General features: G+C 27.1%; 27 protein-coding genes, 1 pseudogene and 1 other annotated feature. Of the genes and pseudogenes, 27 read left to right on the top strand and 1 reads right to left on the bottom strand.

All coding sequences use genetic code 11. The features are described 5' to 3' along the window. The 27 genes and pseudogenes from rnmV to ACMX2D_RS03155 all read left to right on the top strand — a co-directional run bounded on the left by rnmV (position 1) and on the right by ACMX2D_RS03155 (position 21,407). Positions 1-552 (top strand): ribonuclease M5, encoded by a 552-nt coding sequence (rnmV, locus tag ACMX2D_RS03285; protein WP_414972685.1) that lies wholly within the window; start codon positions 1-3, stop codon positions 550-552. A 1-nt stretch (position 553) separates the two neighbouring features. Beyond that, on the top strand, positions 554-1,396 hold the full coding sequence (gene rsmA, locus ACMX2D_RS03280; protein WP_414972684.1) for a 16S rRNA (adenine(1518)-N(6)/adenine(1519)-N(6))-dimethyltransferase RsmA: 843 nt from the start codon (positions 554-556) through the stop codon (positions 1,394-1,396). 151 nt (positions 1,397-1,547) lie between these two features. Continuing rightward, positions 1,548-1,778, top strand: a complete 231-nt coding sequence (locus ACMX2D_RS03275; protein WP_009448586.1) for a glutaredoxin family protein — start codon at positions 1,548-1,550, stop codon at positions 1,776-1,778. A 203-nt stretch (positions 1,779-1,981) separates the two neighbouring features. Next, positions 1,982-2,611: a phosphatase PAP2 family protein gene (locus tag ACMX2D_RS03270; protein WP_414972683.1), complete on the top strand. Its 630-nt coding sequence runs from the start codon at positions 1,982-1,984 to the stop codon at positions 2,609-2,611. Beyond that, on the top strand, positions 2,611-3,222 hold the full coding sequence (locus tag ACMX2D_RS03265) for a phosphatase PAP2 family protein (RefSeq protein ID WP_414970577.1): 612 nt from the start codon (positions 2,611-2,613) through the stop codon (positions 3,220-3,222). The genes ACMX2D_RS03270 and ACMX2D_RS03265 overlap by 1 nt, the downstream gene beginning before the upstream one ends. Positions 3,223-3,236: 14 nt before the next feature. Continuing rightward, a complete protein-coding gene (locus ACMX2D_RS03260) occupies positions 3,237-4,520 on the top strand; it encodes an adenylosuccinate synthase (RefSeq protein WP_414970578.1) in 1,284 nt (427 codons plus the stop codon). Positions 4,521-4,549: 29 nt separating this feature from the next. Beyond that, entirely contained in the window at positions 4,550-5,686 is a 1,137-nt protein-coding gene (locus ACMX2D_RS03255) for a biotin/lipoyl attachment domain-containing protein (protein ID WP_414972682.1), read from the top strand. Further along, entirely contained in the window at positions 5,686-6,384 is a 699-nt protein-coding gene (locus ACMX2D_RS03250) for a YggS family pyridoxal phosphate-dependent enzyme (protein WP_414972681.1), read from the top strand. Before ACMX2D_RS03255 ends, ACMX2D_RS03250 begins: the two co-directional genes overlap by 1 nt. Positions 6,385-6,526: 142 nt before the next feature. Continuing rightward, complete coding sequence (locus tag ACMX2D_RS03245; RefSeq protein ID WP_009448687.1) at positions 6,527-6,997, top strand: cell division protein SepF; 471 nt, start codon at positions 6,527-6,529, stop codon at positions 6,995-6,997. A 97-nt stretch (positions 6,998-7,094) separates the two neighbouring features. Beyond that, positions 7,095-7,781: a YlmH/Sll1252 family protein gene (locus ACMX2D_RS03240; protein ID WP_414972680.1), complete on the top strand. Its 687-nt coding sequence runs from the start codon at positions 7,095-7,097 to the stop codon at positions 7,779-7,781. Further along, positions 7,778-8,230, top strand: coding sequence for a signal peptidase II (gene lspA, locus ACMX2D_RS03235; RefSeq protein WP_009449030.1), 453 nt, complete (start codon positions 7,778-7,780; stop codon positions 8,228-8,230). The genes ACMX2D_RS03240 and lspA overlap by 4 nt, the downstream gene beginning before the upstream one ends. A 1-nt stretch (position 8,231) precedes the next feature. Beyond that, the gene (locus ACMX2D_RS03230) at positions 8,232-8,900 is read left to right on the top strand and encodes a uracil-DNA glycosylase (protein WP_009448949.1); all 669 of its coding nucleotides are present in this window, start codon (positions 8,232-8,234) and stop codon (positions 8,898-8,900) included. 3 nt (positions 8,901-8,903) lie between these two features. After that, entirely contained in the window at positions 8,904-9,836 is a 933-nt protein-coding gene (locus ACMX2D_RS03225; RefSeq protein ID WP_414972679.1) for an RluA family pseudouridine synthase, read from the top strand. After that, positions 9,818-10,273 (top strand): annotated as a pseudogene (locus ACMX2D_RS03220) (GNAT family N-acetyltransferase); the annotation flags it as partial. The gene ACMX2D_RS03225 and the pseudogene ACMX2D_RS03220, both read left to right, overlap by 19 nt. A gap of 66 nt (positions 10,274-10,339) precedes the next feature. Continuing rightward, positions 10,340-10,936 (top strand): peptidylprolyl isomerase, encoded by a 597-nt coding sequence (locus ACMX2D_RS03215; protein ID WP_414972707.1) that lies wholly within the window; start codon positions 10,340-10,342, stop codon positions 10,934-10,936. Positions 10,937-10,938: 2 nt separating this feature from the next. After that, positions 10,939-11,550 (top strand): thymidine kinase, encoded by a 612-nt coding sequence (locus ACMX2D_RS03210; RefSeq protein ID WP_009448715.1) that lies wholly within the window; start codon positions 10,939-10,941, stop codon positions 11,548-11,550. 92 nt (positions 11,551-11,642) lie between these two features. Then, the gene (locus tag ACMX2D_RS03205; RefSeq protein ID WP_009448979.1) at positions 11,643-11,843 is read left to right on the top strand and encodes a cold-shock protein; all 201 of its coding nucleotides are present in this window, start codon (positions 11,643-11,645) and stop codon (positions 11,841-11,843) included. Positions 11,844-11,969: 126 nt separating this feature from the next. After that, positions 11,970-12,536, top strand: a complete 567-nt coding sequence (locus ACMX2D_RS03200; RefSeq protein ID WP_414972678.1) for a GrpB family protein — start codon at positions 11,970-11,972, stop codon at positions 12,534-12,536. 68 nt (positions 12,537-12,604) lie between these two features. Continuing rightward, positions 12,605-13,489, top strand: a complete 885-nt coding sequence (locus ACMX2D_RS03195; RefSeq protein WP_414972677.1) for an Hsp33 family molecular chaperone HslO — start codon at positions 12,605-12,607, stop codon at positions 13,487-13,489. A 9-nt stretch (positions 13,490-13,498) separates the two neighbouring features. Then, the gene (locus tag ACMX2D_RS03190) at positions 13,499-14,851 is read left to right on the top strand and encodes an MATE family efflux transporter (RefSeq protein WP_414972676.1); all 1,353 of its coding nucleotides are present in this window, start codon (positions 13,499-13,501) and stop codon (positions 14,849-14,851) included. Between the two features lie 49 nt (positions 14,852-14,900). Further along, positions 14,901-15,087, top strand: a binding site (T-box leader). A gap of 46 nt (positions 15,088-15,133) precedes the next feature. After that, on the top strand, positions 15,134-17,545 hold the full coding sequence (leuS, locus tag ACMX2D_RS03185) for a leucine--tRNA ligase (RefSeq protein ID WP_414972675.1): 2,412 nt from the start codon (positions 15,134-15,136) through the stop codon (positions 17,543-17,545). Positions 17,546-17,649: 104 nt separating this feature from the next. Continuing rightward, positions 17,650-18,207, top strand: coding sequence for an NUDIX domain-containing protein (locus ACMX2D_RS03180; RefSeq protein ID WP_414972674.1), 558 nt, complete (start codon positions 17,650-17,652; stop codon positions 18,205-18,207). 98 nt (positions 18,208-18,305) lie between these two features. After that, entirely contained in the window at positions 18,306-19,130 is an 825-nt protein-coding gene (locus ACMX2D_RS03175) for a patatin family protein (protein WP_414972673.1), read from the top strand. An 8-nt stretch (positions 19,131-19,138) separates the two neighbouring features. Further along, the gene (locus ACMX2D_RS03170) at positions 19,139-19,828 is read left to right on the top strand and encodes a metallophosphoesterase (protein WP_414972672.1); all 690 of its coding nucleotides are present in this window, start codon (positions 19,139-19,141) and stop codon (positions 19,826-19,828) included. A gap of 1 nt (position 19,829) precedes the next feature. After that, positions 19,830-20,375, top strand: a complete 546-nt coding sequence (locus tag ACMX2D_RS03165) for a class IV adenylate cyclase (protein WP_414972671.1) — start codon at positions 19,830-19,832, stop codon at positions 20,373-20,375. Between the two features lies 1 nt (position 20,376). Next, on the top strand, positions 20,377-20,673 hold the full coding sequence (locus ACMX2D_RS03160; protein WP_414972670.1) for a hypothetical protein: 297 nt from the start codon (positions 20,377-20,379) through the stop codon (positions 20,671-20,673). 8 nt (positions 20,674-20,681) lie between these two features. Next, positions 20,682-21,407, top strand: a complete 726-nt coding sequence (locus tag ACMX2D_RS03155; protein ID WP_414972669.1) for an HAD family hydrolase — start codon at positions 20,682-20,684, stop codon at positions 21,405-21,407. A gap of 68 nt (positions 21,408-21,475) precedes the next feature. On the opposite strand, the gene ACMX2D_RS03150 is transcribed toward ACMX2D_RS03155, so the two are convergent. After that, positions 21,476-21,904 carry a flavodoxin gene (locus ACMX2D_RS03150; RefSeq protein ID WP_004833660.1) on the bottom strand — a complete coding sequence of 143 codons (429 nt, stop codon included), beginning with the start codon at positions 21,902-21,904 and terminating at the stop codon, positions 21,476-21,478. Positions 21,905-22,031 lie beyond the last annotated feature (127 nt).

Raw genomic sequence — 22,031 nt, 5'->3', positions numbered from 1 at the left:
ATGAAAAAAATTAAAGAAATAATAGTAGTTGAGGGAAAAGATGATATTTCAAAAGTAAAATCCGCCTTTGATTGTGATGTTATTGCAACAAATGGAACTCATTTTTCTAAAAATTTGCTTAAAAAATTAAAAGAAGCAAATGAAAAGTGTGGAATAATAGTTTTTACCGATCCCGACTATGCAGGAGAAAAGATTAGAAAAAATATAAATAGAGTAATACCAAACTGTAAAAATGCATTTTTAAGTCGAAACCTTGCACTTAAAGGTGACAATGTCGGGGTTGAAAATGCAAAGGTTGAAGATATTATTGAAGCAATTGAAAATGTAAAAGTAACTGTTTTTGAAAGAAAAGATGAAATAGATTTAAGCCTTTTAACTTCTCTAGGCATTAGTGGTATGGGAAATAGTAAAGAGCTTAGAGAAAAACTTTGTGATTATTTTAAAATTGGATATTGCAATTCAAAGCAATTTATTAATAGACTAAATAGTTTTGGAATAACTGAAAGTGAATTAATTACAGCTGTTGAAAAAATTTTTGGAAAGGAAGTTTAAAATGGATTTATATAAATTATCGGTAATAAAGGAAATCTGTGATAAATTTGGTTTTTCCTTTTCTAAAAATTTTGGACAGAATTTTTTAATGGATAGAAATATTTTGGAAAAGATAGTTGAAGTTTCTGCTGTGGATAAAGAATATGGAGTAATAGAAATAGGTCCGGGTTTTGGAGTTCTTACAAAATTTTTACTTGAAAAAGCAGGAAAAGTTGTTTCAATAGAGATTGATACAAGATTGAAAGAAGTTTTAGACTATACACTTAGTGAATATGATAATTTTGAATTCGTTCAATCCGATGCTCTAAAAATAGATTTGAAAAAGCTTATTGAAGAAAAATTCACCCAAAAGAAAATAGTTGTGGTTGCAAACTTACCATATTATGTAACTACGCCAATAATAACAAAACTTTTAGAAAGTGATTTAGATTTGGAATCCATAACTATAATGGTTCAAAAAGAAGTCGCTCAAAGACTTGTTGCAGATGAAAATAGCAAAGATAATTCAAGTATTAGTATGTTTGTAAAATATTATGCTGATGCAAATATAGCTTTTAATGTTTCAAGAAATGTATTCGTTCCTGCACCTAATGTAGATAGTGCAGTTGTAAATATGAAACTTAAAAAGGAAAGATTTGAGTATGAAAAAACAATGTTCAAACTTATTAAAAATGGATTTGAAAATAGAAGAAAGACTATTTTAAATTCTTTTTGTAAATCCGGTATTGAAAAAGAGAAAATTATTAAGGTTTTAGAAAATCTAAATATAGATACTAGGACAAGAGCAGAAAAATTATCACTCGAAGATTTTAAAAACATTGCAAGAGAGTATGAAAACTTATAGCTGATTAAAACTAAAATTAGAATTATTTATGCTTTTATAAGATAAAAATAATTTATGCTTTGTTTAAATAAAAAATCAAAGGGTATAAATTTACTGTAAAAATATTGGAAATATTTTATAAATTAAAAAAATCTATTAGGGGGAAATTAAAATGGCAAAAGTAGTGGTATATTCAAGTGATTCTTGTACTTATTGTAAACAAGCAAAGGAATTTTTAAAGGCAAATAATGTAGAATATGTTGAAAAAAATGTTTCAACAGATTTAGAAGCCAGAAAAGAATTAATGGCAAAAGGACATATGGGTGTTCCTGTAATTTGTGTTGATGATGTAGAAATGGTTGGCTTTGACAAAGCTGAATTATCAAAAGTATTAGGATTATAATATTAAATTAAAAAATTATTGGTTCAGCTCAATATGAGCTGAACCTTTTTTTATAAGATTTAAAAAATTTTTTTGAATGATTAATTTTAAAATAAACTACTGTTAAATTTTTGTAATTTTATAGTAGTTTTTTTATTAAAAATGTTAAAATTTTTGATTAATAAGTCAATTTATGATATAATTAGTCTGATTTAGGAGGAAAAATGGAAAAAATAAAATTAAGACAATTTGTTGTTTTATTTTCTGTAATTATATTAGGTAGTATTTTATTTGGTTTTTATTTAAAGAGTATTGAATTAACTGAAAGTATTGATTATAAAATAATGACTTCAGTTCAAAATAATAATATTTTTATTAAAAATGCTATTCTCCTGAATTTTACTAAATTTATAACATCTTTGGGAGATGGAAAAACTTGTATTATCTTGTTTGTTCCATTTGGAATATATTTTTATTATAATAATTTAAAAAAAGCGTTTTTGTTTCTAATTATTACATTATTGGTTGTATATGCTTTAAATGAGTTAATAAAATATATTGTATCAAGAAAAAGGCCTGTTGAATTTTTTGTTATAAATATGGGTGGCTTTAGTTATCCTAGTGGACATTCTATGAATATATCAGCTTTTTATTTAACTTTGAGATACTTATTAGCTGATAAAATTAAAAGTAAAATTATAAATATTTTTATTTATATTTTGATACTTTCGATTGCTATAAGTAGAGTGATTTTAGGGGTTCATTGGCCAACTGATGTTATTTTAGGACTTATATTAGGATATTTTTGTTATAATTTAGCAAAATTTCTATATCTTAATTTTTGGAGGGTTTAATGTTATATTTGATTATCTTTACTATTGTTGTATTTGCTTTTACATCAGTAGTTGGAAATAAATTAAAGAAACAGAATTTTATAATAGATTTAAAATTAAAAGAATTTTTTCAAAATAATAATTTAAGATTTTTAAAAACTTCAATGAAACATATAACATCAATGGGTGATGTTGTAACTTCACTTATTATTATTTTTCCGATTTTTTTCTATTCTGTTTCTGAAAAAAATTATGTACTAGCCAGTGCGATTTTAAATTCGTCACTCTTTAATATGATATTTTTAAACTCTTTTAAATTTTTATTTAGAAGAGAACGTCCGGTTTCAAATTCTGATATAAAATACTGGGGATATAGTTTCCCAAGTGGACATTCTTGCATAGGATTGAGTTTTTATCCTTCAGTTATGTATGTTTTATTTAAAGGACACAGTTCATTACCTTTTTGGTTGGCTGTCGGTATTTTATTTGGACTAAGTATTGCAATAAGTAGAATTATTGTAGGAGTACATTGGTTTTCGGATGTTGTTCTTGGTTCTTTAGTAGGACTTGTGTTTTTTAGCTGGACAATATATTTATATAATATTGGATTTTATTATAAATTTTTATTTTAATATTAGGAGGAACTATGGTTAAAGCAGTAGTAGGAGCAAACTGGGGAGATGAAGGAAAGGGAAAAATAACAGATATGTTAGCTGAAAATGCTGATATTATTGTTAGATTTCAAGGTGGTTCCAATGCGGGACATACTATCATAAATGAATATGGAAGATTTGCCTTACATTTATTGCCTTCAGGAGTTTTTTACAAACATACGACATCAGTAATAGGTAATGGTGTAGCACTTAATATACCTTATTTACTTAAAGAAATTGAGTATTTGAAGGAAAAAAATGTTCCTGATCTTAATATTTTAGTTTCAGATAGAGCACAACTTGTAATGCCTTATCATATTGATTTTGATGCTTATGAAGAAGAAAGACTTGGAAAAAATTCATTCGGTTCTACAAAATCAGGAATTGCACCTTGTTATTCAGATAAATATGCAAAAATCGGTTTTCAAGTTAATGAATTATTTGGAGATAATTTATTTGAAAAGGTTCAAAGGGTAGTGGAATACAAGAATGTAATTTTAGAAAATTTATATCATAAAGAAAAAATTGATGCAAAAGAGTTATATGAACTTATGCTTGTTTGGAGAGATGCAATCAAGCCTTATGTATGTGACGTATCAAAATTCTTAAATGATGCTATAAAATCAGGAAAGAAGATTTTACTTGAAGGACAACTTGGTTCATTAAAAGATACAGATCATGGAATATATCCAATGGTTACTTCTTCATCTACTTTAGCAGGATATGGAGCAATCGGTGCGGGAATTCCACCTTATGCAATTACAGATATTGTTACTGTTGTTAAAGCATATTCAAGTGCTGTAGGAGCAGGTGCTTTTGTTAGTGAAATTTTTGGAGAAGAAGCTGAAGAACTACGAAAACGTGGCGGAGATAAGGGTGAATATGGTGCTACAACAGGAAGACCAAGACGTGTGGGATATTTTGATGCAGTAGCTTCAAGATATGGATGTAGAGTTCAAGGAAGTACTGAAGCAGTATTGACTGTTATTGACGCTTTGGGATACTTGGAAGAAATTCCAATTTGTATTGGCTATGAAATTGATGGTGAAATTACTAGAGACTTCCCAACAACTGATAAGCTTGAAAAGGCAAAACCGGTATGGAAAGTTTTAAAAGGTTGGAATAGAGACATTAGAGGAATTAAAAATTATGAAGAGCTACCGATTGAATGTAGAGAATATATAGAATTTATCGAAAAAGAATTGGAAGTTCCTGTTAAAATGATTTCTAATGGTCCAAAGAGAGAGGATATAATTTATAAGAATAGTAATCTATAATATTATAAATTAGAACTAATGGGTATTATATGAAGAAACGCAAAGGAATTTTACCTAATGCTAAGGAACATTTTGGTTTTGTCATTATAATTATATTTGTAAGTTTGTTTTTAATAAAAAATATTTTTTTTAGTAAAAATCTAAATAATGATATAATGGTTTTAGAAAATCCTAAGACTTATGATTTAAACATTTTATCTAAAGCATTAGTTATAAAGGATGAGTACCTATATTACATTGGGAAAAGCAATATAGAAGTTGATAGTTCAAAAATTGGTGTTAACAAAGAAATAGGCGAAGTTGATGTTTCACAAATTGATCAAAATTTTAAAGATTATTTATCCGAAAAAGTTCAGTCATTAAAAAACCAAGCGGATAATAAAGATTCTAAAGTGGAAAAAATTGATTTAGAAAATATTTTAAAATTTGTTAGAGATAAAGATTTTGCAAAGACCTTTGAAATACTTTCAAGTGAACAGAGTAAAATTGCTTTTGGGAAAAAATATAGCTCAGATAAACTTTTCAGATATTCATTAATAAATGATACTATCAATACAGGAAAAATTGTTTCTAAAAATTCCGGAGTTGTATTAAATAAAATCGACGGCCTGGAGAATGTATATGATTTTTCTGTTATAGAATCTATAGATGAAAAAGATTTTAACTTTGATAGTTCTAATAGTATTTCAAGTATTGATGGAATAAAAATTGTAGATAATTTGAAATATTATTTATGTATTAGAGTTAAAAAAGGGACTTTGGAAGATATAGATGTGGAAAAGAAAATAAAGGTCAATATAGGAGATTCGGTTGCTACAGGAATAATTAAAAGGCTAAAGACAGGCGAAGAATATGATTTAATAGTTGCTGAATTTTCATCAGCTTTCAATGAAATTTCAGATAAGAGATTTATTGACTTAAATGTAATAAAGACAGTTTATAGTTCTTATGAACTTCCAATAACTGCTCTTATATCTCAAGATGATGAGTACTATGTTTTGACTGTAGATTCTTTTAATAATATAACAAGAGTAAAGGTTAAAGTTAATTTTATTGATAAGGTAAATTCAAAAGTTTATATTGATTCGAAAAATGGTTCAGTTGGAATTTTTTCTAATATATTGAAAGATGCAAGTAAATTTAAAGAAGGTGCAATTTTAAAGTAATGAAAGCAAATATAAATAATATACGAGAAAAAATATCTCTAGCTTGTAAAAATTCAAATAGAGATGAAAATGAAATATTTTTATTACCTGTTTCAAAGACAGTTGATGTTAAAAAAATTGAAGAAGCTATAGACTTAGGCTTTAATACTTTTGGAGAAAATAAAGTTCAAGAAATTTTAAAAAAATATGAATATTTTGAAGGAAAAATTAAATTTCATATGATTGGACATCTTCAAACCAATAAGGTTAAATCTATTATTGATAAAGTTGAATTAATACATTCTTTAGATAGAATTTCTCTTTTAGACAAATTGGAAGCGGAAGCTAAAAATAAAGGAATTGTTGTAAATTGTTTAGTTGAAGTTAATATTGGAAAAGAGGAAAGTAAATCAGGAATTTTTGAAGAAGATGTTCTTGATTTTGTAAAAGAAGTTTCGATAAGAGATAATGTTTTTGTAAATGGACTTATGACAGTTGCTCCATATTGTGAAAATGTGGAATATACTAGAGTTTATTTTAAAAAGATGAAATCATTATTTGATGAAATTTCAAAACTTAATTTAAAAAATATAGATATGAAGATATTATCTATGGGAATGAGTAATGATTATACTGTTGCCATAGAAGAAGGAGCAACTCTTATTAGGATTGGAACTTCAATTTTCGGAAAAAGAGATTATGGAGTGGTTTCCAAATAAGACTCCACCCTTCCACGATGCTTCGCATCGGGTGGTACCTGGGAACCTTGTTGCTTCGAAATAAAAAATAAGAAAGCTTACAATTAGAAAATTTTAAATTTTCATTTGTTATAAAAAATATAAAAAAATGAGGAGGAATATTATGGCAGGTTTTATGGACAAAATTAAAAAATTTGTTGGAAGTGATGACTTAGATGACGAATATGAAGATTATGAAGAAGAGGAAGTTGTAGAAAAACAAGCTAAATCAGTAGGAGAAAGTTATGCTAGAAGTGCTAGTAGTAAATTAGCTTTTGAAAAGGAAAAATCTAATATAGTTACAATGCCAAATATTAGCAGATTTTTGATTTCTATTAGAGAACCAATTACTTTCGATGATGGAACACAAGTTTTAGACGATGTTTTAAAAGGAAAAGTTGTTGTTTTAAATTTAGAAATGTTGGAAGTTGATAAGAAAAGACAAATTTTTGATTTTGTAAGCGGAGGAATTTATTCTCTATCAGGAAAAATCCAAAAAGTTACAAAAGATATTTTTATCTTAGCTCCTAAGGGAATTGATATCGACGGAAAAGTTAAAGATCAAATTGAAAACAACGGATTTTATCAAATATAATTAAATGAAATCATTTGATAAAATAAAGATATTAGATAATATTAATAATTTAGAAATAAAAAAGACCATCAATAAATTTTTAGATGGTCTTGTTTCTATGGAAAAAAACTATAAAGATGTATTTGTCTCTAATTTTTTTACACCATTGGAGTTTAAATATGTAGAGAGAATTTTAAAAAATATAGATTTGAATTTTGATATTATCTTTAGTGAAGAAGATTATGAGAGAAAAATTTTAATTTTTTATAGAGAAAACTATTCCTTAAATGATTATTTAGAAACTTTGAAATTTAAAGATATTTCAGGAATAGAACATAGGAATATTTTGGGAAGTATTCTCCATTTGGGAATAAATCGTGAAAAAGTCGGAGAAATAATAAAAGTTGACGGATATTGGTATATTTATTGTTTGAAACCGATAGGAACATTTTTATTTTCTAATGGATTAAAATTTGCGGGGCAAGATTTAAAATTGGAAATTTTGAATAATAATTTTATTCCATCTAATTTTAAAAAATATGAGGATGAAAAAATAATAGTTTCCGGTTTGAGATTGGACTGTTTTGTTAAAGAACTTGCTAGAACTTCAAGAGAGATTTCTCAAAAATACATTAAAGCTGGATATGTAAATTTGAATTATGAGGAATGTAAAGACTTTGACAAGAAGATAAACGAAAATGATATTATTTCAATAAGAAAAGAAGGAAAATTCAAAGTCGATAATTTTGGAGGCTTAACTAAAAAGAATAAATTTGTTGTCAATATTAAGAGGTATTCTATATGATATACGTAATTATAATTGTTGGATTAATTTTAGACCAACTTACAAAATATATTACAGTAGCCAATTTAAAAGGTGCTGATTCTGTAGTTTTAATTAAAAATTGGCTAGAATTTACTTATGTAGAAAATACAGGAGTAGCTTTTGGTAGTTTTAAAGGATATAAATATTTCTTTGTTTTTATTTCTTTGGTTGCATTTTTTGGAATTTTATTTTATATAAGTAAAAATAAAGAAAAAATGTCTAAAGTTGAACAAATCCTATTTGCTTTAATTGCTTGTGGAGCATTGGGAAATTGTATAGATAGAATTAGATATTCTTTTGTTGTGGATTTTATTCATACAAGATTTGGTGGGCTATATGATTTTCCGGTTTTTAATTTTGCAGATATTTATATTTGTGTAGCCTGTTTCTTACTTATAGTTTTATCATTTACTAAAAAGGAGAATTAAGATGATGTCTAATTATGGAGCTTGGAATGAATATTTAAAGGATGAATTTAAAAAAGACTATTTTGTTAAGATGAAAAACTTTTTAAATGAGGAATATAAAAATAAAACTATATTTCCACCTAATAAATGTGTTTTTACTATTTTTGATAAAATATCTCCAAAAGACATCAAGGTTATTATCATAGGACAAGATCCATATCATGGTGTAAATCAGGCTAATGGAATGAGTTTTTCAGTAAATAGAGGAGAGAAAATACCTCCTTCACTTCGAAATATATATCTTGAATTAAATTCAGATTTAGGGATAACTCCTCCAAATCATGGGGATTTAACTGCTTGGGTTGAACAAGGTGTATTTTTATTAAATGCTACACTAACTGTTGAGAAGGCAAAGCCAAATTCACATAAAGATATAGGTTGGCAAATTTTCACAGACAGAGTAATTGAAATAATTTCAAATTTTGATTATCCTAAAGTTTTTATTCTTTGGGGTAGCTTTGCTATTTCAAAGAGTAATTTGATAAAAAAAGATGAAAATAATTTTATAATTACAAGTACACATCCTTCTCCTTTTTCTGCTCATCGAGGATTTTTTGGAAGCAAGCCATTTTCTAAGGCTAATGAATTTTTGATTAGCAAGGGAGTTAAACCGATAGATTGGAGAGTGTAATTTTTGACAGAATTAAAATATATTAGTGATAAAAAAATTAGATGTGATGTTTTTTTATCCGAAAAAATTTCTAATTTATCAAGGACTTCAATTCAAAAATTGATAAAAGATAAATTAGTTTTTGTAAATAATAAAAATATAAAGCCGAATGTAATTTTAGAAATAGGAGATGAAATTACAGTTTCTATTCCTGAGAAGAAAGAAATTACATTAGTTGCTGAAGATATAGATTTAGATATTGTATATGAAGATGATTATATCATAATTATAAATAAACCTAGAAATATGGTTGTTCATCCGGCTGTGGGAAATGAAGAACATACTTTGGTTAATGCTCTTTTAAATCATTGTAAATTATCAATGATTAATTCCGAAAGACCTGGAATTGTTCACAGACTTGATAAAGATACAACAGGTCTTATAATTTGTGCAAAGGACGACGAAACCCATTTAAAATTGGTTGAAATGTTTGCCAATAGAGAAATTAATAAAAAATATTTAGCAATCTGTAATGGAAGTTTTTCAAAAGAGAACGGACTTATAGATAAACCTATTGGTAGAGATGGAAAAGATAGGAAGAAGATGAGCATAAAAAGCAAGTCAGGAAAAGAAGCTCTTACAGAATACAATATTTTAACTTCAAATTTAAAATATTCATTAGTTGATGTAACTCTTCATACGGGACGAACTCATCAGATAAGAGTTCATTTCAGTAGCCTTAATCATCCTATCATAGGAGATGAAACTTATGGAAACAAAAATGAAAAGATAAAGGCTAATGGACAGATGTTACATTCCTATTATCTTGAGTTTTTACATCCAATTACAAAGGAAAACTTAAGTTTTACTGTTTTACCTGATGAATATTTTTTTAGCATTTTAAATAAAACAGGATTGGAATTTAATAAGGAGTTATTATGCAAAGTGAAAGATTAATTTTTAGAAAATTCAGTTTAGATGATATAGATGATGTTTTTGAGTTTGGAAGTGATGATGAAACTTGTAAATTCGTTACTTGGGATAAACACAAAAATATTTTGGAAACTGAAAAAGTAATTACTGATTGTTTTATGAAAAATAAATATTGTTTTGCAATAGTTGAAAAAATTTCTAATAAATGTATCGGTTCTTTTGAATACAAAGCGGATATAAAAAATAATTCCTTATCCTTCGGATATGTTTTAAATAAGAATTTTTGGAACAAAGGTTATATGACAGAGACTTTAAATTTTATGCTTGACTATGCTTTTAATACCTTAAAAGTTAATAGAGTTTGTGCAATGCATATTAAAGAAAACATTGCTTCTGGAAAAGTGATGGAAAAATGTGGACTTAAAGTTGAGGGTGAATTTGAAGATGAACAATTTTTAAAGGGACGATATATAACATTAATATATAGAGCAATTTTAAGAAAAAATTATTTAAAGGAGAGTAAGATTATGAAACAATTGGAAATGCCTAAAATTGGAGAAAAAGTTTATATAATGAAGACAAATGTAGGAGAAATTTCTTTAAGATTATTCAATGAAGTTGCTCCTAAGACTTGTGAAAATTTTATTACATTGGCTAAAAGAGGATATTATAATGGAGTTATTTTCCATAGAGTTATAAGAGATTTTATGATTCAAGGTGGAGATCCAACAGGTACAGGAATGGGTGGAGAAAGTATCTGGGGAGAATCTTTTGAAGATGAATTTGATGGTGAGTTTAGAAACTTTAGAGGAGCTTTGTCAATGGCAAATGCCGGTCCTAATACTAATGGAAGTCAATTTTTTATAGTTCAAAACAGTAAAATTTCTGATGATTATGTAAATTATTTAAAAAATTCAGATAAAAAAGTGTATCCTGATGAAGTTGTAGAAACTTATGAGAAACTTGGAGGAGCATTCTGGTTAGACTTTAAACATACTGTTTTTGGTCAAGTATTTAAGGGAATGGAAGTAGTTGATGAAATCGCAAATACTTATTGTTCAAACGACAAGCCGGTAGAAGATATTGTAATTTTATCAATTGAAGAAAAAGTTTTTGAGGGTTAATTATGCATCAATATAAAGGTAAATTAATTTTACATACAGGTAGTATGTTCTCGGGAAAGACTTCAAGTTTATGGAAAGACTTAAATAGATTTGAAATTGCAAAATATGAAACTGTGGTATTTAAACCGAAGTTTGATAACAGATATGCAGATAAAGAAATAGTTACTCATGATAATACTAAGATGAGGGCAATCCCTGTTGAAGATATTGACGAAATTATTGAATATATGAAAACCAGTACCGCAAGTATTATAGGTATTGATGAAGTACAATTCATTAAGGGTGATATAAATAAGATAGTTGAAACTTTAAATTTATTTTTAGAAAATGAATTTACAGTTGTTCTTGCAGGTCTTGATATGGACTTTAAAGCAGAGCCTTTTGAGTTGGTAAAAGAGTTAATGCCAAGAGCAGATTATCTATATAAACATCATGCAGTTTGTGCGAATTGCGGAGTTGATGCTTGGGTTAGTTATAGAAAGACACATGATGATGAAAGAATAAAACTTGGAGCTTCAGAAAGTTATGAGCCTCTTTGCAGAAAATGTTATTATGAAAAAGAAAAAATTAGAAAGCAAATGGAAAATCAATTAAGTATGCTTGAAGATGAATAAAAATTACTTGCTTTATTCTATTAATTGTGTTATAGTATGAAGGTAGTATTATTACTACATATTTCCTATATAGTATTGGAGGATTAAAGGATATGAAAGGAACTGTAAAGTGGTTCAATGCAGCTAAAGGATTTGGATTTATTTCTACTGAAAATGGAGAAGATGTATTTGTACATTATTCAGCATTAGAAGAAACTGGTGAATTTAGAACTTTAGATGAAGGACAAGCTGTTGAATTTGAAATAGTTGATGGCGCTAAAGGTCCTCAAGCTTCTGGTGTTGTTAAATTATAAGATTGTTTTTTCTTAAATGAAAATTCAATTTCTACATACTTTTGTATGTTATGATATTAATATTAATCAAGAAGTAAAATCTCCTTTTTTTAGGAGATTTTTTAAATTCAAACAAAAGGAAATTTTATGAGTAAAAAATTAAATGAAATGAGTTTAGAGGAATTATGGGAAATTTTTCCAATATTTCTAGTTGAACATAATGATGAATGGAAAACTTGGTATGAAGATGAAAAACTAAATATTTTATCTTTAATTCCAAGCGAAAAAATTTACAGAATTTCACATATAGGAAGTACATATATTCCTACAATATGGGCAAAAAACATTGTAGATATTCTTTTAGAGATTAAGAATAATGAAGATTTAAAGTTTGTAAAAGAGATATTATTAAAAAATAATTGGCTTTGTATGAGTGAAGATGAAAAGAGAATTTCTATGAATAAAGGCTATACTGAAAAAGGATTTGCTAAAAAAGTATTTCATTTGCATATAAGATTAGCAGGAGATAATGATGAATTGTATTTTAGAGATTATTTATTTGAAAATTCTGAAATTGCAAAAGAGTATGAAAGACTAAAATTATCTCTGTGGAAAAAATTTGAACATAATCGAGATGCTTATACAGAATCAAAAGGAGAATTTATTAAAAAATATACTGAAATTGCGAAGAAAAAATACGGAAAAATATATTAATTTATTAATTGATTTCTTTAAAATTTTAGTATATAATTTTTATATATAATTAATATTAAGGAGTTTTTATGGCAAAAATATTAAGATGTATTGATGAGCATAATTCAATGAGATTTTTCTTTGCCTTTACAGATGATATAGTAAATGATTTTGAAAAATTACAAAAGAGTTCTGTAAGTGCAAATATTGAGATGGGAAAAGTTTTAACGATGAATGCGTTGCTTTATTCTGATTTAAAAAATGATACAGATACAATTGATTTGAAGTTAAAGACAAATGGAGAATGTGGTCTTATAATTTCAAAATTGTATAATAATTCTTTTATAACAGGATATTTGGAAAATAAAAATTTAAGTAAATATGATAAAATTTATGAAAAAGGAAAATCTTCAAAGGACTTTATAGGAGATAAGGGAATACTTGTTTTGATAAAGGACTTAGGACTTAAAGCTCCTTATATTGGACAAACAAGTATAATTTCTTCAGATATTAGTGAAAATTTTACTAATTATTTTAGTGCATCAAATCAAACTGTAACTTCTATTGATTTACAAGTAAAAAAGCTTGAAGATAGTTATATTTCTTTTGGATTTATGATGGAGCTTTTGCCAAATTATACTGAAAAAGATTTATCACAATTTAAAATCTATTCAGATATGTTTAAGATTGAATTGGAAAATTATCTTGCTTCAAAAACTGATGATATGAGTTTTTATGATTATATTTGTTCTATTTTGAAAATCTTTAATATAAGAATTATTGAAGAGAAGATTATTCATTATAAATGTAATTGTAGTGATGAAAAAATAGATAATATGTTATTGGGTTTAGGTAAAAAAGAGCTTAATGATATAGTAGAAGATGGAAAAGATATAGAAATTTCTTGTAATTTTTGTGATAAAAAGTACAAGAAAAGTGTTGAACATATTAAAAATTTATTAAAAAAATTGTAGGAATTACTTATGAAAAAAATTAATTTATTAGATAATAGGATTTATAGAAATTTAGTAATGTTGTCTATTCCAATAATGACAACTTCCTTTATTCAAATGTCTTACACTCTAATGGATACATTTTGGGTTGGAAAACTTGGGACTGAAGCAATTGCAGGAGTTGGAATAGTCGCATTTATTATGTGGTTTGCAAATTCTTTGGTTTTAGTTTCAAAGACAGGAATAGAAATAGGGGTTGCGTATAGTGTAGGTTCTAGGGATGATAAACAATTTAGAAAATATATCGACACTTCCGTTGCCATAAATTTATTTATGTCTATAACATTTGGAATATTATTATATATTTTTAGACTCGATATAATTAAATTTTTCAATATAAAAAGCGAAGTAGTAATTTCACTTGCAAATAGCTATTTAAAGATTGTTCTATTAGGACTGCCTTTTACTTTTTTAAATCCGCTATTTTCAGGAGTTTTTAATGGTTCAGGAAATAGTAAAGTTCCTTTTATAGCAAATTCAATCGGTCTTATTGTAAATATAATTCTAGATCCGATTTTGATTTATGGATTCTTTGGATTACCTGAGTTTGGGGTTAGTGGAGCTGCAATTGCTACTACTCTATCTCAAATTATTGTTACAAGTATTTTTATGATATTTTCAATTTTAGACGGAAGAATCCTTAAAGGAATAAATTTAGTTAAAAATTTTAACAATCCAACCTTTAAGGAAGTTTTAAGACTAGGTGTTCCAACAGCTTTTAAATCCTGTATATTTGCTTTTATCTCAACTATTTTACTTAGAATAATAGCTAATTGGGGTGAAAATGCAGTTGCTGCTGAGAATGTTGCAGTACAAATTGAAGCTATAAACTGGATGACTGTTGAAGGCTTTTCCATTGCACTTTGTGCTTTGATAGCACAAAATTATGGAGCAAAAAATTATGATAATATTGTCAATGGATATAAAAAAGGGCTTAAAATAATTTTATGGATTGGAGTTTTCTGTTCATTCTTTCTGTTTTTTTCATCAGATTATATAATCAAATTATTTATAAGAGATGACTTAAATACAATTAGAATGGGTGTTAGTTATTTAAAAGTTTTAGCCTTTTCAGAGATATTTTTAGCACTTGAAATTGGAATTTCAGGAATGTTTAACGGGCTTAAGAATACAAAAACACCAACTATAATAAGCACTTTTTCAAATGCATTAAGAATTCCTTTAGCTTATTTGGTTTTTTATCTAAAATTGGATATAACTTATATTTGGGCTGTAATTTCTTTTTGTACCTTTTTAAAAGGAATATTAAATTATATTTTTTTTAAGAAATTTATAAGGGAAAACTTTGATTTTAAATTATAATGTATTGAAAAAAAATAAAAAATATGGTATTATATTTTTGTTATATTTTATAAAATTTTTGATTGAAAGTAGTAAATATATTCAAATTTTTAGAGAGTTATTGTTTGGTGGAAAATAATATTTTGATGTATTGAACTTGTTCATAAAATGCAAATGCCGTTGATTACGTTATAATCTTAGAGTGAGTTTAATACTAATTAGAGTGGTACCACGGAATTTATACTTTCGTCTCTTTATGAGGCGGAAGTTTTTTTATTACTTTATTACGAATGGAGGAATGTTATGAAAAATTATAATCCAAAAAATATCGAAAAAAAATGGCAAGATATTTGGGATGAAAAGAAACCTTTTAAATGTGAAATTAATGATAAAGAAAAATTCTATCCTTTAATAGAATTTCCATATCCATCAGGTCAAGGACTTCATGTAGGACATCCAAGACCATATACTGCAATGGATGTTGTAAGTAGAAAAAGAAGACTTGAAGGACAAAATGTATTATTTACAATGGGTTGGGATGCTTTCGGTTTGCCGACTGAAAACTATGCGATGAAAAATAAAATTCATCCTGAAGTTGTAACAAAAAATAATATTGAAAATTTTAAAAAACAACTAAAGAGTATCGGATTTTCTTTTGATTGGGATAGAGAAATAAATACGACAGATCCTGAGTATTACAAATGGACTCAATGGATTTTTATGAAGATGTTTGAAAAAGGACTTGCATATAAAATGGAAATGCCGATAAACTTCTGTACTTCTTGTAAAGTAGGTTTATCAAATGAAGAAGTTGTCGGTGGCTGTTGTGAAAGATGTGGTAGTGAAGTTATTCATAAAGTTAAAAATCAATGGATGTTAAAAATAACTGAATATGCAGACAGACTTATAGATGACCTTGAAGAAGTTGACTTTATTGACAGAGTTAAAACACAACAAATCAATTGGATTGGCAGAAGTTATGGTATGGAAGTTAAATTCCAAATTAAAGATATTGATGATACTATTTTGGTATATACTACAAGACCCGATACAATTTTTGGTGCAACTTATATGGTTATATCTTGTGAGCATCCATTACTAAAAAAATATGAAGATAGAATAAAGAATAAAGAAGAAATTGAAAAATACATTTTAGAAGTTCAAAAGAAATCAGAATTTGAAAGAACTGAAATGAATAAAGACAAAACAGGGGTTAAAATTGACGGAATAACTGCAATTAATCCTTGTACTAAAAAAGAAATTCCTGTATTTATTTCTGACTATGTTCTAATGACTTATGGAAGCGGAGCAATTATGGCAGTACCTGCACATGATACGAGAGATTTTGATTTTGCTAAAAAATTTGGTTTAGACATTGTTGAAGTTGTTAGTGGCGGGGAAAATGTGCAAGAAAAAGCATATACAGATACTAATAGCGGAATTTTGGTTAATTCAGATTTTCTAAACGGACTTTCAGTTAAAGAAGCAAAAGAAAAGATTTTTGAATATCTATCAAAACTTGGTATCGGAAATAAAAAGACAAACTTTAAACTTCGTGATTGGGTTTTCTCAAGACAAAGATATTGGGGAGAACCGATTCCTTTAGTAAATTGTGAAAAATGTGGTTGGGTTGCAATTCCGGAAGAAGAATTACCTTTAAGACTTCCTGAACTTGAATCATTTGAACCTACAGAAACAGGAGAATCTCCACTTTCCAAGATTGATGAATTTGTAAATTGTACTTGTCCTAAATGTGGAGGAAAGGCAAAGAGAGAAACTGATACAATGCCACAATGGGCTGGTTCTTCATGGTATTATTTAAGATATATGGATCCTAATAATAAAGAAAATCTTGTTGGAAAAGATGCCTTAAAATATTTCAATCAAGTTGACTGGTATAATGGTGGTATGGAACATACTACATTGCACTTATTGTACTCAAGATTTTGGCATAAATTCCTTTATGATATAGGTGTTGTTAATACAAAAGAACCATATTTTAAGAGAACATCACATGGAATGATTCTTGGAGAAAATGGGGAAAAAATGTCTAAATCAAGAGGAAATGTTGTAAATCCTGATGAAATGATTGATAAATACGGAGCAGATGCATTAAGATGTTATGAAATGTTCTTGGGAGATTTTGAAAGAAGTGCGTCTTGGTCTGATGGTGGAATTAACGGTTGTAGAAAATTCTTAGACAGAGTTTGGAAATTACAAGAAATTACAAATTCATCTGAAGAAATGACGAAATCATTAGAAAAATCAATTCATAAGACAATTAAAAAAGTATCAGAAGATTTTGAAAGTCTTAAATTTAATACTGCAATAGCTGCTCTTATGACTTTAATTAATGAATTTTATTCAGCAAAAGAAATTTCAAGAGAGGATTTAAGAATATTCTTGGTTTTATTAAATCCGGTTTCCCCACATATTACTGAAGAAATATGGCAAGAAATGAATTTTGGTGGATATATCTTTGAACAAACTTGGCCAAAATATGATGAAGCTAAAACAATTGATTCTGAAGTTGAAATGCCTATTCAAATAAATGGAAAAGTAAGAACAACATTAATGATTCCAAAAGATGTAAAATTTGAAGATTTTAAAGAAGCACTTTATGATAACGAAAATGTTAAAAAATTTATAGAAGGAAAAACTGTTGTAAAAGAAATTTTTGTTCCGGGAAAAATTTGTAATATAGTTGTTAAATAGTAATAAAAGAAAGATATGTATTTAATTGCATATCTTTTTTTGTTATAATTTATGTAATATAATTGATATGTTTAAAAATTTTATTTAATCAAGGAGGTTTGAAAGTGAAGTATAAAATAAATATAGATATACCAGAATTGGATTTAGAACTTCAAGATGATGAATGGAATAAGGAATATATTGATCACAATAGACAAATTGTCAGAGCAATTGTTGTTGATGACTTAAATTATTTTTACTTTGTTAGAGTTCATAGAGATGATGACTTTGGGAAAGCTACTCTTATTGAAACTGCAGGTGGTGGAGTTGAATTAAATGAAAATTTAGAATCTGCTATCAGAAGAGAACTAAAGGAAGAATTAGGAGTAGAAGTTGAAATTATTTGTAAAATAGGTGTTGTAAGTGACTATTATAATCTTATCCATAGACATAATATTAATAATTACTATTTTTGTAAAATAGAATCGTTTGGAGACAGAAATTTGACAATTGAAGAAATTGAGAGTTTTAAATTATCAACACTTAAATTGACATTTGAAGATGCTATAAAAGAGTATAAAAAATGTTCAAATACAAAACTGGGGAAGCTTATTTTGAATAGAGAGCTACCTGTTTTAAATTATGTAAAAGAAATTTTAAATGTATATAAATGTTTTGATTAATTGAAAAATTAATTAAATTTCGTAGACTTACTTTTTTTGTATATTTTTGCAATTTATGGTAAAATAATAAATATAATTAATAAGACGTGAGGTATTTTATGGAAAATAAAGTTGCATTGGTAATTGAAGGCGGAGCAATGAGGGGAGCTTTTTTAAAAGGTGTTTTAGATTGTTTTAAAGAGAATGGAATAAAGTTTCCTTATGTTGTTGGAGTATCTGCCGGAGCTATTACAGGATTTGAGTTTTTTAGTGGAATAAAATTTGATGTTAATAAATTATTTCAAGAATTTTTAAAAAATATGGAAATGTTGAAGAATTCTTCAGAGCCGATTGATTTAGTATCAATGGTTAATAGTTTATATGATTTTCCTGAATTCGATAAGAATTTAGAAGGAGAGTTTGAAGCAGGAGTAACTTCATTGCTTGATGGTAGTTATAAATTCTTTTCATCAAAGGATGCAAAGAACACTTCGGATATGGTTGATAAAATAATAGCTTCATCATCACTTCCGGATATGGCAAAATGTGTAATGATTGATGGATTTCCATATTTTGATGGAGGAATGTACAATACTAATCCACTTGAGAGAGCAATTGAAAAAGGTTATGATAAATTTGTAGTTTTGCTTGCAAAAAATAGAGGATATAGAAGAGAAAATTCAGAAATTAGTGATATAGTAAGGTATGCATATAAAGATTATCCTAAATTTATTGAATCAATGGAAAATGAAAAAAATAAATATAATGAAACTATGGATTTAGTAGATAAACTTGAAAGGGAAGAAAAAGCATTAGTTTTTGCACCGGTTAATCCTTTAAAATTCAAATCTTTTACAACTAATATGGAAGATGTTATTGATTTGTATAAGGAAGGATATATGGTTGCAAGTCAAAGTATTGAAAAGGTTAAAAAATTTGTTTAGGAGTTAGAATGATATACGGTTTATCTGATTTGCATTTAGATTATACTGGAGATAAGTCAATGGAGGTTTTCGGCTCCGCGTGGGAAAATTATGAAGAAAGAATGTTTAAGTCTTGGAGAGAAATCGTAAAAGAGGATGATTATGTAGTCGTTCCCGGAGATATTTCTTGGGCTTTAAAAATTGAAGAAGCATATAATGATTTAAAGAGAATTGAAAGTCTTCCCGGAAAGAAAATTTTTTTAAAAGGTAATCATGATTTATGGTGGAGTAGTCTAAGTAAGGTAAATGGTTTAAATTTGAAAAATATGTTCTTTTTACAAAATAATAGTTTTGAAACGGAAAGATATGTATTTATTGGAACTAGGGGATGGGTTTCTCCAAAATCATCCGAATTCTCAGAAGATACAGACAGAAAGATATATAACAGAGAGCTTATGAGATTAAAATTAAGTTATGATTCTGTAAAAAATAAAGAAAAAGAAATAATTTGCCTTTTTCATTATCCACCTGTAGAAAAAGATAGAACTTTAAATGACTTTGGACTATTTGTTAAGGAACATAATATAAAGATAGCTTTATATGGACATCTTCATGCATATTCTTTGAATAATGTTGTAGATGAAGTGGTGGATGGAATAGAATTTCATTGTATTTCTGCAGACTACTTAAAATTTATCCCAAGACTTATTAGGAGATAAAATGAAAAAAGAATTAGAAGTTAAAATTTTAAATATAGATGTTGAAGAAATAAAAACTAAATTGAAAAATTTAGGTGCGAAGTTTTTAAAAAGTGAAAATCAGGAAAACATTAGACTTACATCTTCAAAATTGGATTGTATTCCAAATGGAAGCTTTTTAAGAATTAGAAAACTTTTAGATAGAGATGGAAAGGAAATTAATTCAGAATTAACATATAAAGAGCATAAAGAAAATGAAATTTTAAAAGAGTTTAATGAATATAATGTTTCTTTAGAAAATAGTGAAGAAATGTTAAAAATATTAAATTTTTTAGGCTATGATAAACTGGATATAGAGAGAAAATTCAGAACATCATATAAATTAAGAAATGCTCATATTGACATTGATATATGGGATAAAGAAGTTTATCCTTATCCATATATGGAAATTGAAGTTTCCAATTATGATGATTTGTGTGAAGTTTTGAATTTGTTGGGAATAAGCGAAGGAGAAATTTGTCTTAAATCTTTACCTGAACTTAAAGAAGAATTAAAAAATAGGAGTTAGTATGAAAGAATTGTTTGAAATTTTAGTGAAAAAGAGATTGTCAGTCGGTATCGTCTTACTTGCAATATTTGTTGCAATGCTCTTAACATATTTACTTAGTTTATTGAAAAATAGATTTATTAAATTCATTCCTGCATTTATTTTAATTGTTGTTGGAACGGTATTTTTAGCAGACGGATGGACAAATATTTTGACTGCAAGAGGAATTAATTCGCTTTATTATTCAATGATTATCGGGACAAGTGGAGTGGTTTCGCTGTTTTTTGTTTTAATTCTTATGAATTTTAAGAGAAAGTAGGTGTTTGTATGTCTAATATAGCCGCATTTTTTGATATTGACGGAACTATAGCAAGAGAATCTCTTATGATTGAACATTTTAAAAGACTTATAAAATATGAAATCTTAGATGAAAGTGTTTGGGTTGATGATGTAAAGCAGTTATATATGGAATATGTTAATAGATATGGGGCATATGATGCCTATATTGAAGCACTTTCAGAAAAATATAGAAGTGACTTAAAAGGCTTTGATATCCAATATAATAAATTTATTGCAGAGCAATCTATAAGAAAAGTATTTGAAAGAGTTTATGTATTTTCAAGAAATCAGTTAGAATTTCATAAAGCTAATGGGCATTTAATATTTTTTATTTCAGGAAGCCCTGATTTTTTGGTTAAGGAAATGGCTGAAAAATATGGTGTTACAGAATTTAGAGCAACAAAATATTTATTTGATGAAGATGGAAAATTCACAGGAGAAATTGTACCGATGTGGCATAGCGAAGGAAAGGATGAAGTCTGTAATGAAATCATTGAAAAATATAATATAGACATCGAAAAGTCTTATGCCTATGGAGATACAACCGGAGACTTATCAATGCTTAGAAGATTCGGTAATGCTTATACAATTAATCCGTCAAACAAATTATTGCAAAGAATAAAAAACGATGAAGAACTTTCAAAAAAAGTAAATATAATCGTAGAGAGAAAAGATGTTATTTATAAGTTAAAAGCTGATGTAACAACTTTATAATTTAAAATTTTTGATATTAAGAACATAAAAAAAAGTAGCTCATCGGCTACTTTTTGTTTTTTAATGAATTATGCCTTAGCGATTTTTTCTCCAAATGCTACACAGTCATCTTCGTCTTCAGGTGTAGGACAATCATATACGCAAAGTGGTTCAGCTACGATTTTAGCTCCAACGCCTTCACATCTAACTTTCCAGTCTTTCATCCATTTTTGTCCTTCATTCCATTCATAAGATCCGAATAAAGCGATTTTTCTTCCATTTAATTCTTCTTCAACTTCTTCGAACATTGGTTCAAAGCTTGATTCTTCAAGAACTTCATCTCCCATTGCCGGACAACCGAATGCAACTAAATCATAATCATTTAACATATCTGCTCCAAAATCGTCACAGAAGATTACTTCAACTTCAGAACCTGCATTTTCAATTCCTTCGGCGATACAATCAGCCATTTTTTCAGTATTACCTGTACCTGACCAATATACAACTGCTACTTTCATTTAAAAGTCCTCCTTAAATTTTAACTAATAAAGTAAAATTTTATTGTACTATTAATATAATACAATATTAAATCATAATTAAATCTAAAATAAGTATTTTAAATTTAATTAACAATTTCTACAAGAT

The organism is Parvimonas oralis (assembly GCF_047608425.1).
Taxonomy (GTDB): Bacteria; Bacillota; Clostridia; order Tissierellales; family Peptoniphilaceae; genus Parvimonas.
Note: the sequence above shows the minus strand (reverse complement) of the source record. Positions and strands in the feature narration are given on the sequence as shown.

What these genes read in the sequence shown, in the direction of transcription:
- ACMX2D_RS03250 (WP_414972681.1), top strand. Translation starts at nt 5,686, where the DNA reads ATGAAAGCAAATATAAATAATATACGAGAAAAAATATCTCTAGCTTGT.
- ACMX2D_RS03170 (WP_414972672.1), top strand. Translation starts at nt 19,139, where the DNA reads ATGATATACGGTTTATCTGATTTGCATTTAGATTATACTGGAGATAAG.
- ACMX2D_RS03155 (WP_414972669.1), top strand. Translation starts at nt 20,682, where the DNA reads ATGTCTAATATAGCCGCATTTTTTGATATTGACGGAACTATAGCAAGA.
- ACMX2D_RS03150 (WP_004833660.1), bottom strand. Translation starts at nt 21,904, where the DNA reads ATGAAAGTAGCAGTTGTATATTGGTCAGGTACAGGTAATACTGAAAAA.
- ACMX2D_RS03205 (WP_009448979.1), top strand. Translation starts at nt 11,643, where the DNA reads ATGAAAGGAACTGTAAAGTGGTTCAATGCAGCTAAAGGATTTGGATTT.
- ACMX2D_RS03270 (WP_414972683.1), top strand. Translation starts at nt 1,982, where the DNA reads ATGGAAAAAATAAAATTAAGACAATTTGTTGTTTTATTTTCTGTAATT.
- ACMX2D_RS03160 (WP_414972670.1), top strand. Translation starts at nt 20,377, where the DNA reads ATGAAAGAATTGTTTGAAATTTTAGTGAAAAAGAGATTGTCAGTCGGT.
- ACMX2D_RS03255 (WP_414972682.1), top strand. Translation starts at nt 4,550, where the DNA reads ATGAAGAAACGCAAAGGAATTTTACCTAATGCTAAGGAACATTTTGGT.
- ACMX2D_RS03200 (WP_414972678.1), top strand. Translation starts at nt 11,970, where the DNA reads ATGAGTAAAAAATTAAATGAAATGAGTTTAGAGGAATTATGGGAAATT.
- ACMX2D_RS03195 (WP_414972677.1), top strand. Translation starts at nt 12,605, where the DNA reads ATGGCAAAAATATTAAGATGTATTGATGAGCATAATTCAATGAGATTT.
- rsmA (WP_414972684.1), top strand. Translation starts at nt 554, where the DNA reads ATGGATTTATATAAATTATCGGTAATAAAGGAAATCTGTGATAAATTT.
- ACMX2D_RS03265 (WP_414970577.1), top strand. Translation starts at nt 2,611, where the DNA reads ATGTTATATTTGATTATCTTTACTATTGTTGTATTTGCTTTTACATCA.
- ACMX2D_RS03275 (WP_009448586.1), top strand. Translation starts at nt 1,548, where the DNA reads ATGGCAAAAGTAGTGGTATATTCAAGTGATTCTTGTACTTATTGTAAA.
- leuS (WP_414972675.1), top strand. Translation starts at nt 15,134, where the DNA reads ATGAAAAATTATAATCCAAAAAATATCGAAAAAAAATGGCAAGATATT.
- ACMX2D_RS03260 (WP_414970578.1), top strand. Translation starts at nt 3,237, where the DNA reads ATGGTTAAAGCAGTAGTAGGAGCAAACTGGGGAGATGAAGGAAAGGGA.
- ACMX2D_RS03175 (WP_414972673.1), top strand. Translation starts at nt 18,306, where the DNA reads ATGGAAAATAAAGTTGCATTGGTAATTGAAGGCGGAGCAATGAGGGGA.
- ACMX2D_RS03190 (WP_414972676.1), top strand. Translation starts at nt 13,499, where the DNA reads ATGAAAAAAATTAATTTATTAGATAATAGGATTTATAGAAATTTAGTA.
- rnmV (WP_414972685.1), top strand. Translation starts at nt 1, where the DNA reads ATGAAAAAAATTAAAGAAATAATAGTAGTTGAGGGAAAAGATGATATT.
- ACMX2D_RS03230 (WP_009448949.1), top strand. Translation starts at nt 8,232, where the DNA reads ATGATGTCTAATTATGGAGCTTGGAATGAATATTTAAAGGATGAATTT.
- ACMX2D_RS03165 (WP_414972671.1), top strand. Translation starts at nt 19,830, where the DNA reads ATGAAAAAAGAATTAGAAGTTAAAATTTTAAATATAGATGTTGAAGAA.
- ACMX2D_RS03215 (WP_414972707.1), top strand. Translation starts at nt 10,340, where the DNA reads ATGAAACAATTGGAAATGCCTAAAATTGGAGAAAAAGTTTATATAATG.
- ACMX2D_RS03245 (WP_009448687.1), top strand. Translation starts at nt 6,527, where the DNA reads ATGGCAGGTTTTATGGACAAAATTAAAAAATTTGTTGGAAGTGATGAC.
- ACMX2D_RS03240 (WP_414972680.1), top strand. Translation starts at nt 7,095, where the DNA reads ATGGAAAAAAACTATAAAGATGTATTTGTCTCTAATTTTTTTACACCA.
- ACMX2D_RS03210 (WP_009448715.1), top strand. Translation starts at nt 10,939, where the DNA reads ATGCATCAATATAAAGGTAAATTAATTTTACATACAGGTAGTATGTTC.
- lspA (WP_009449030.1), top strand. Translation starts at nt 7,778, where the DNA reads ATGATATACGTAATTATAATTGTTGGATTAATTTTAGACCAACTTACA.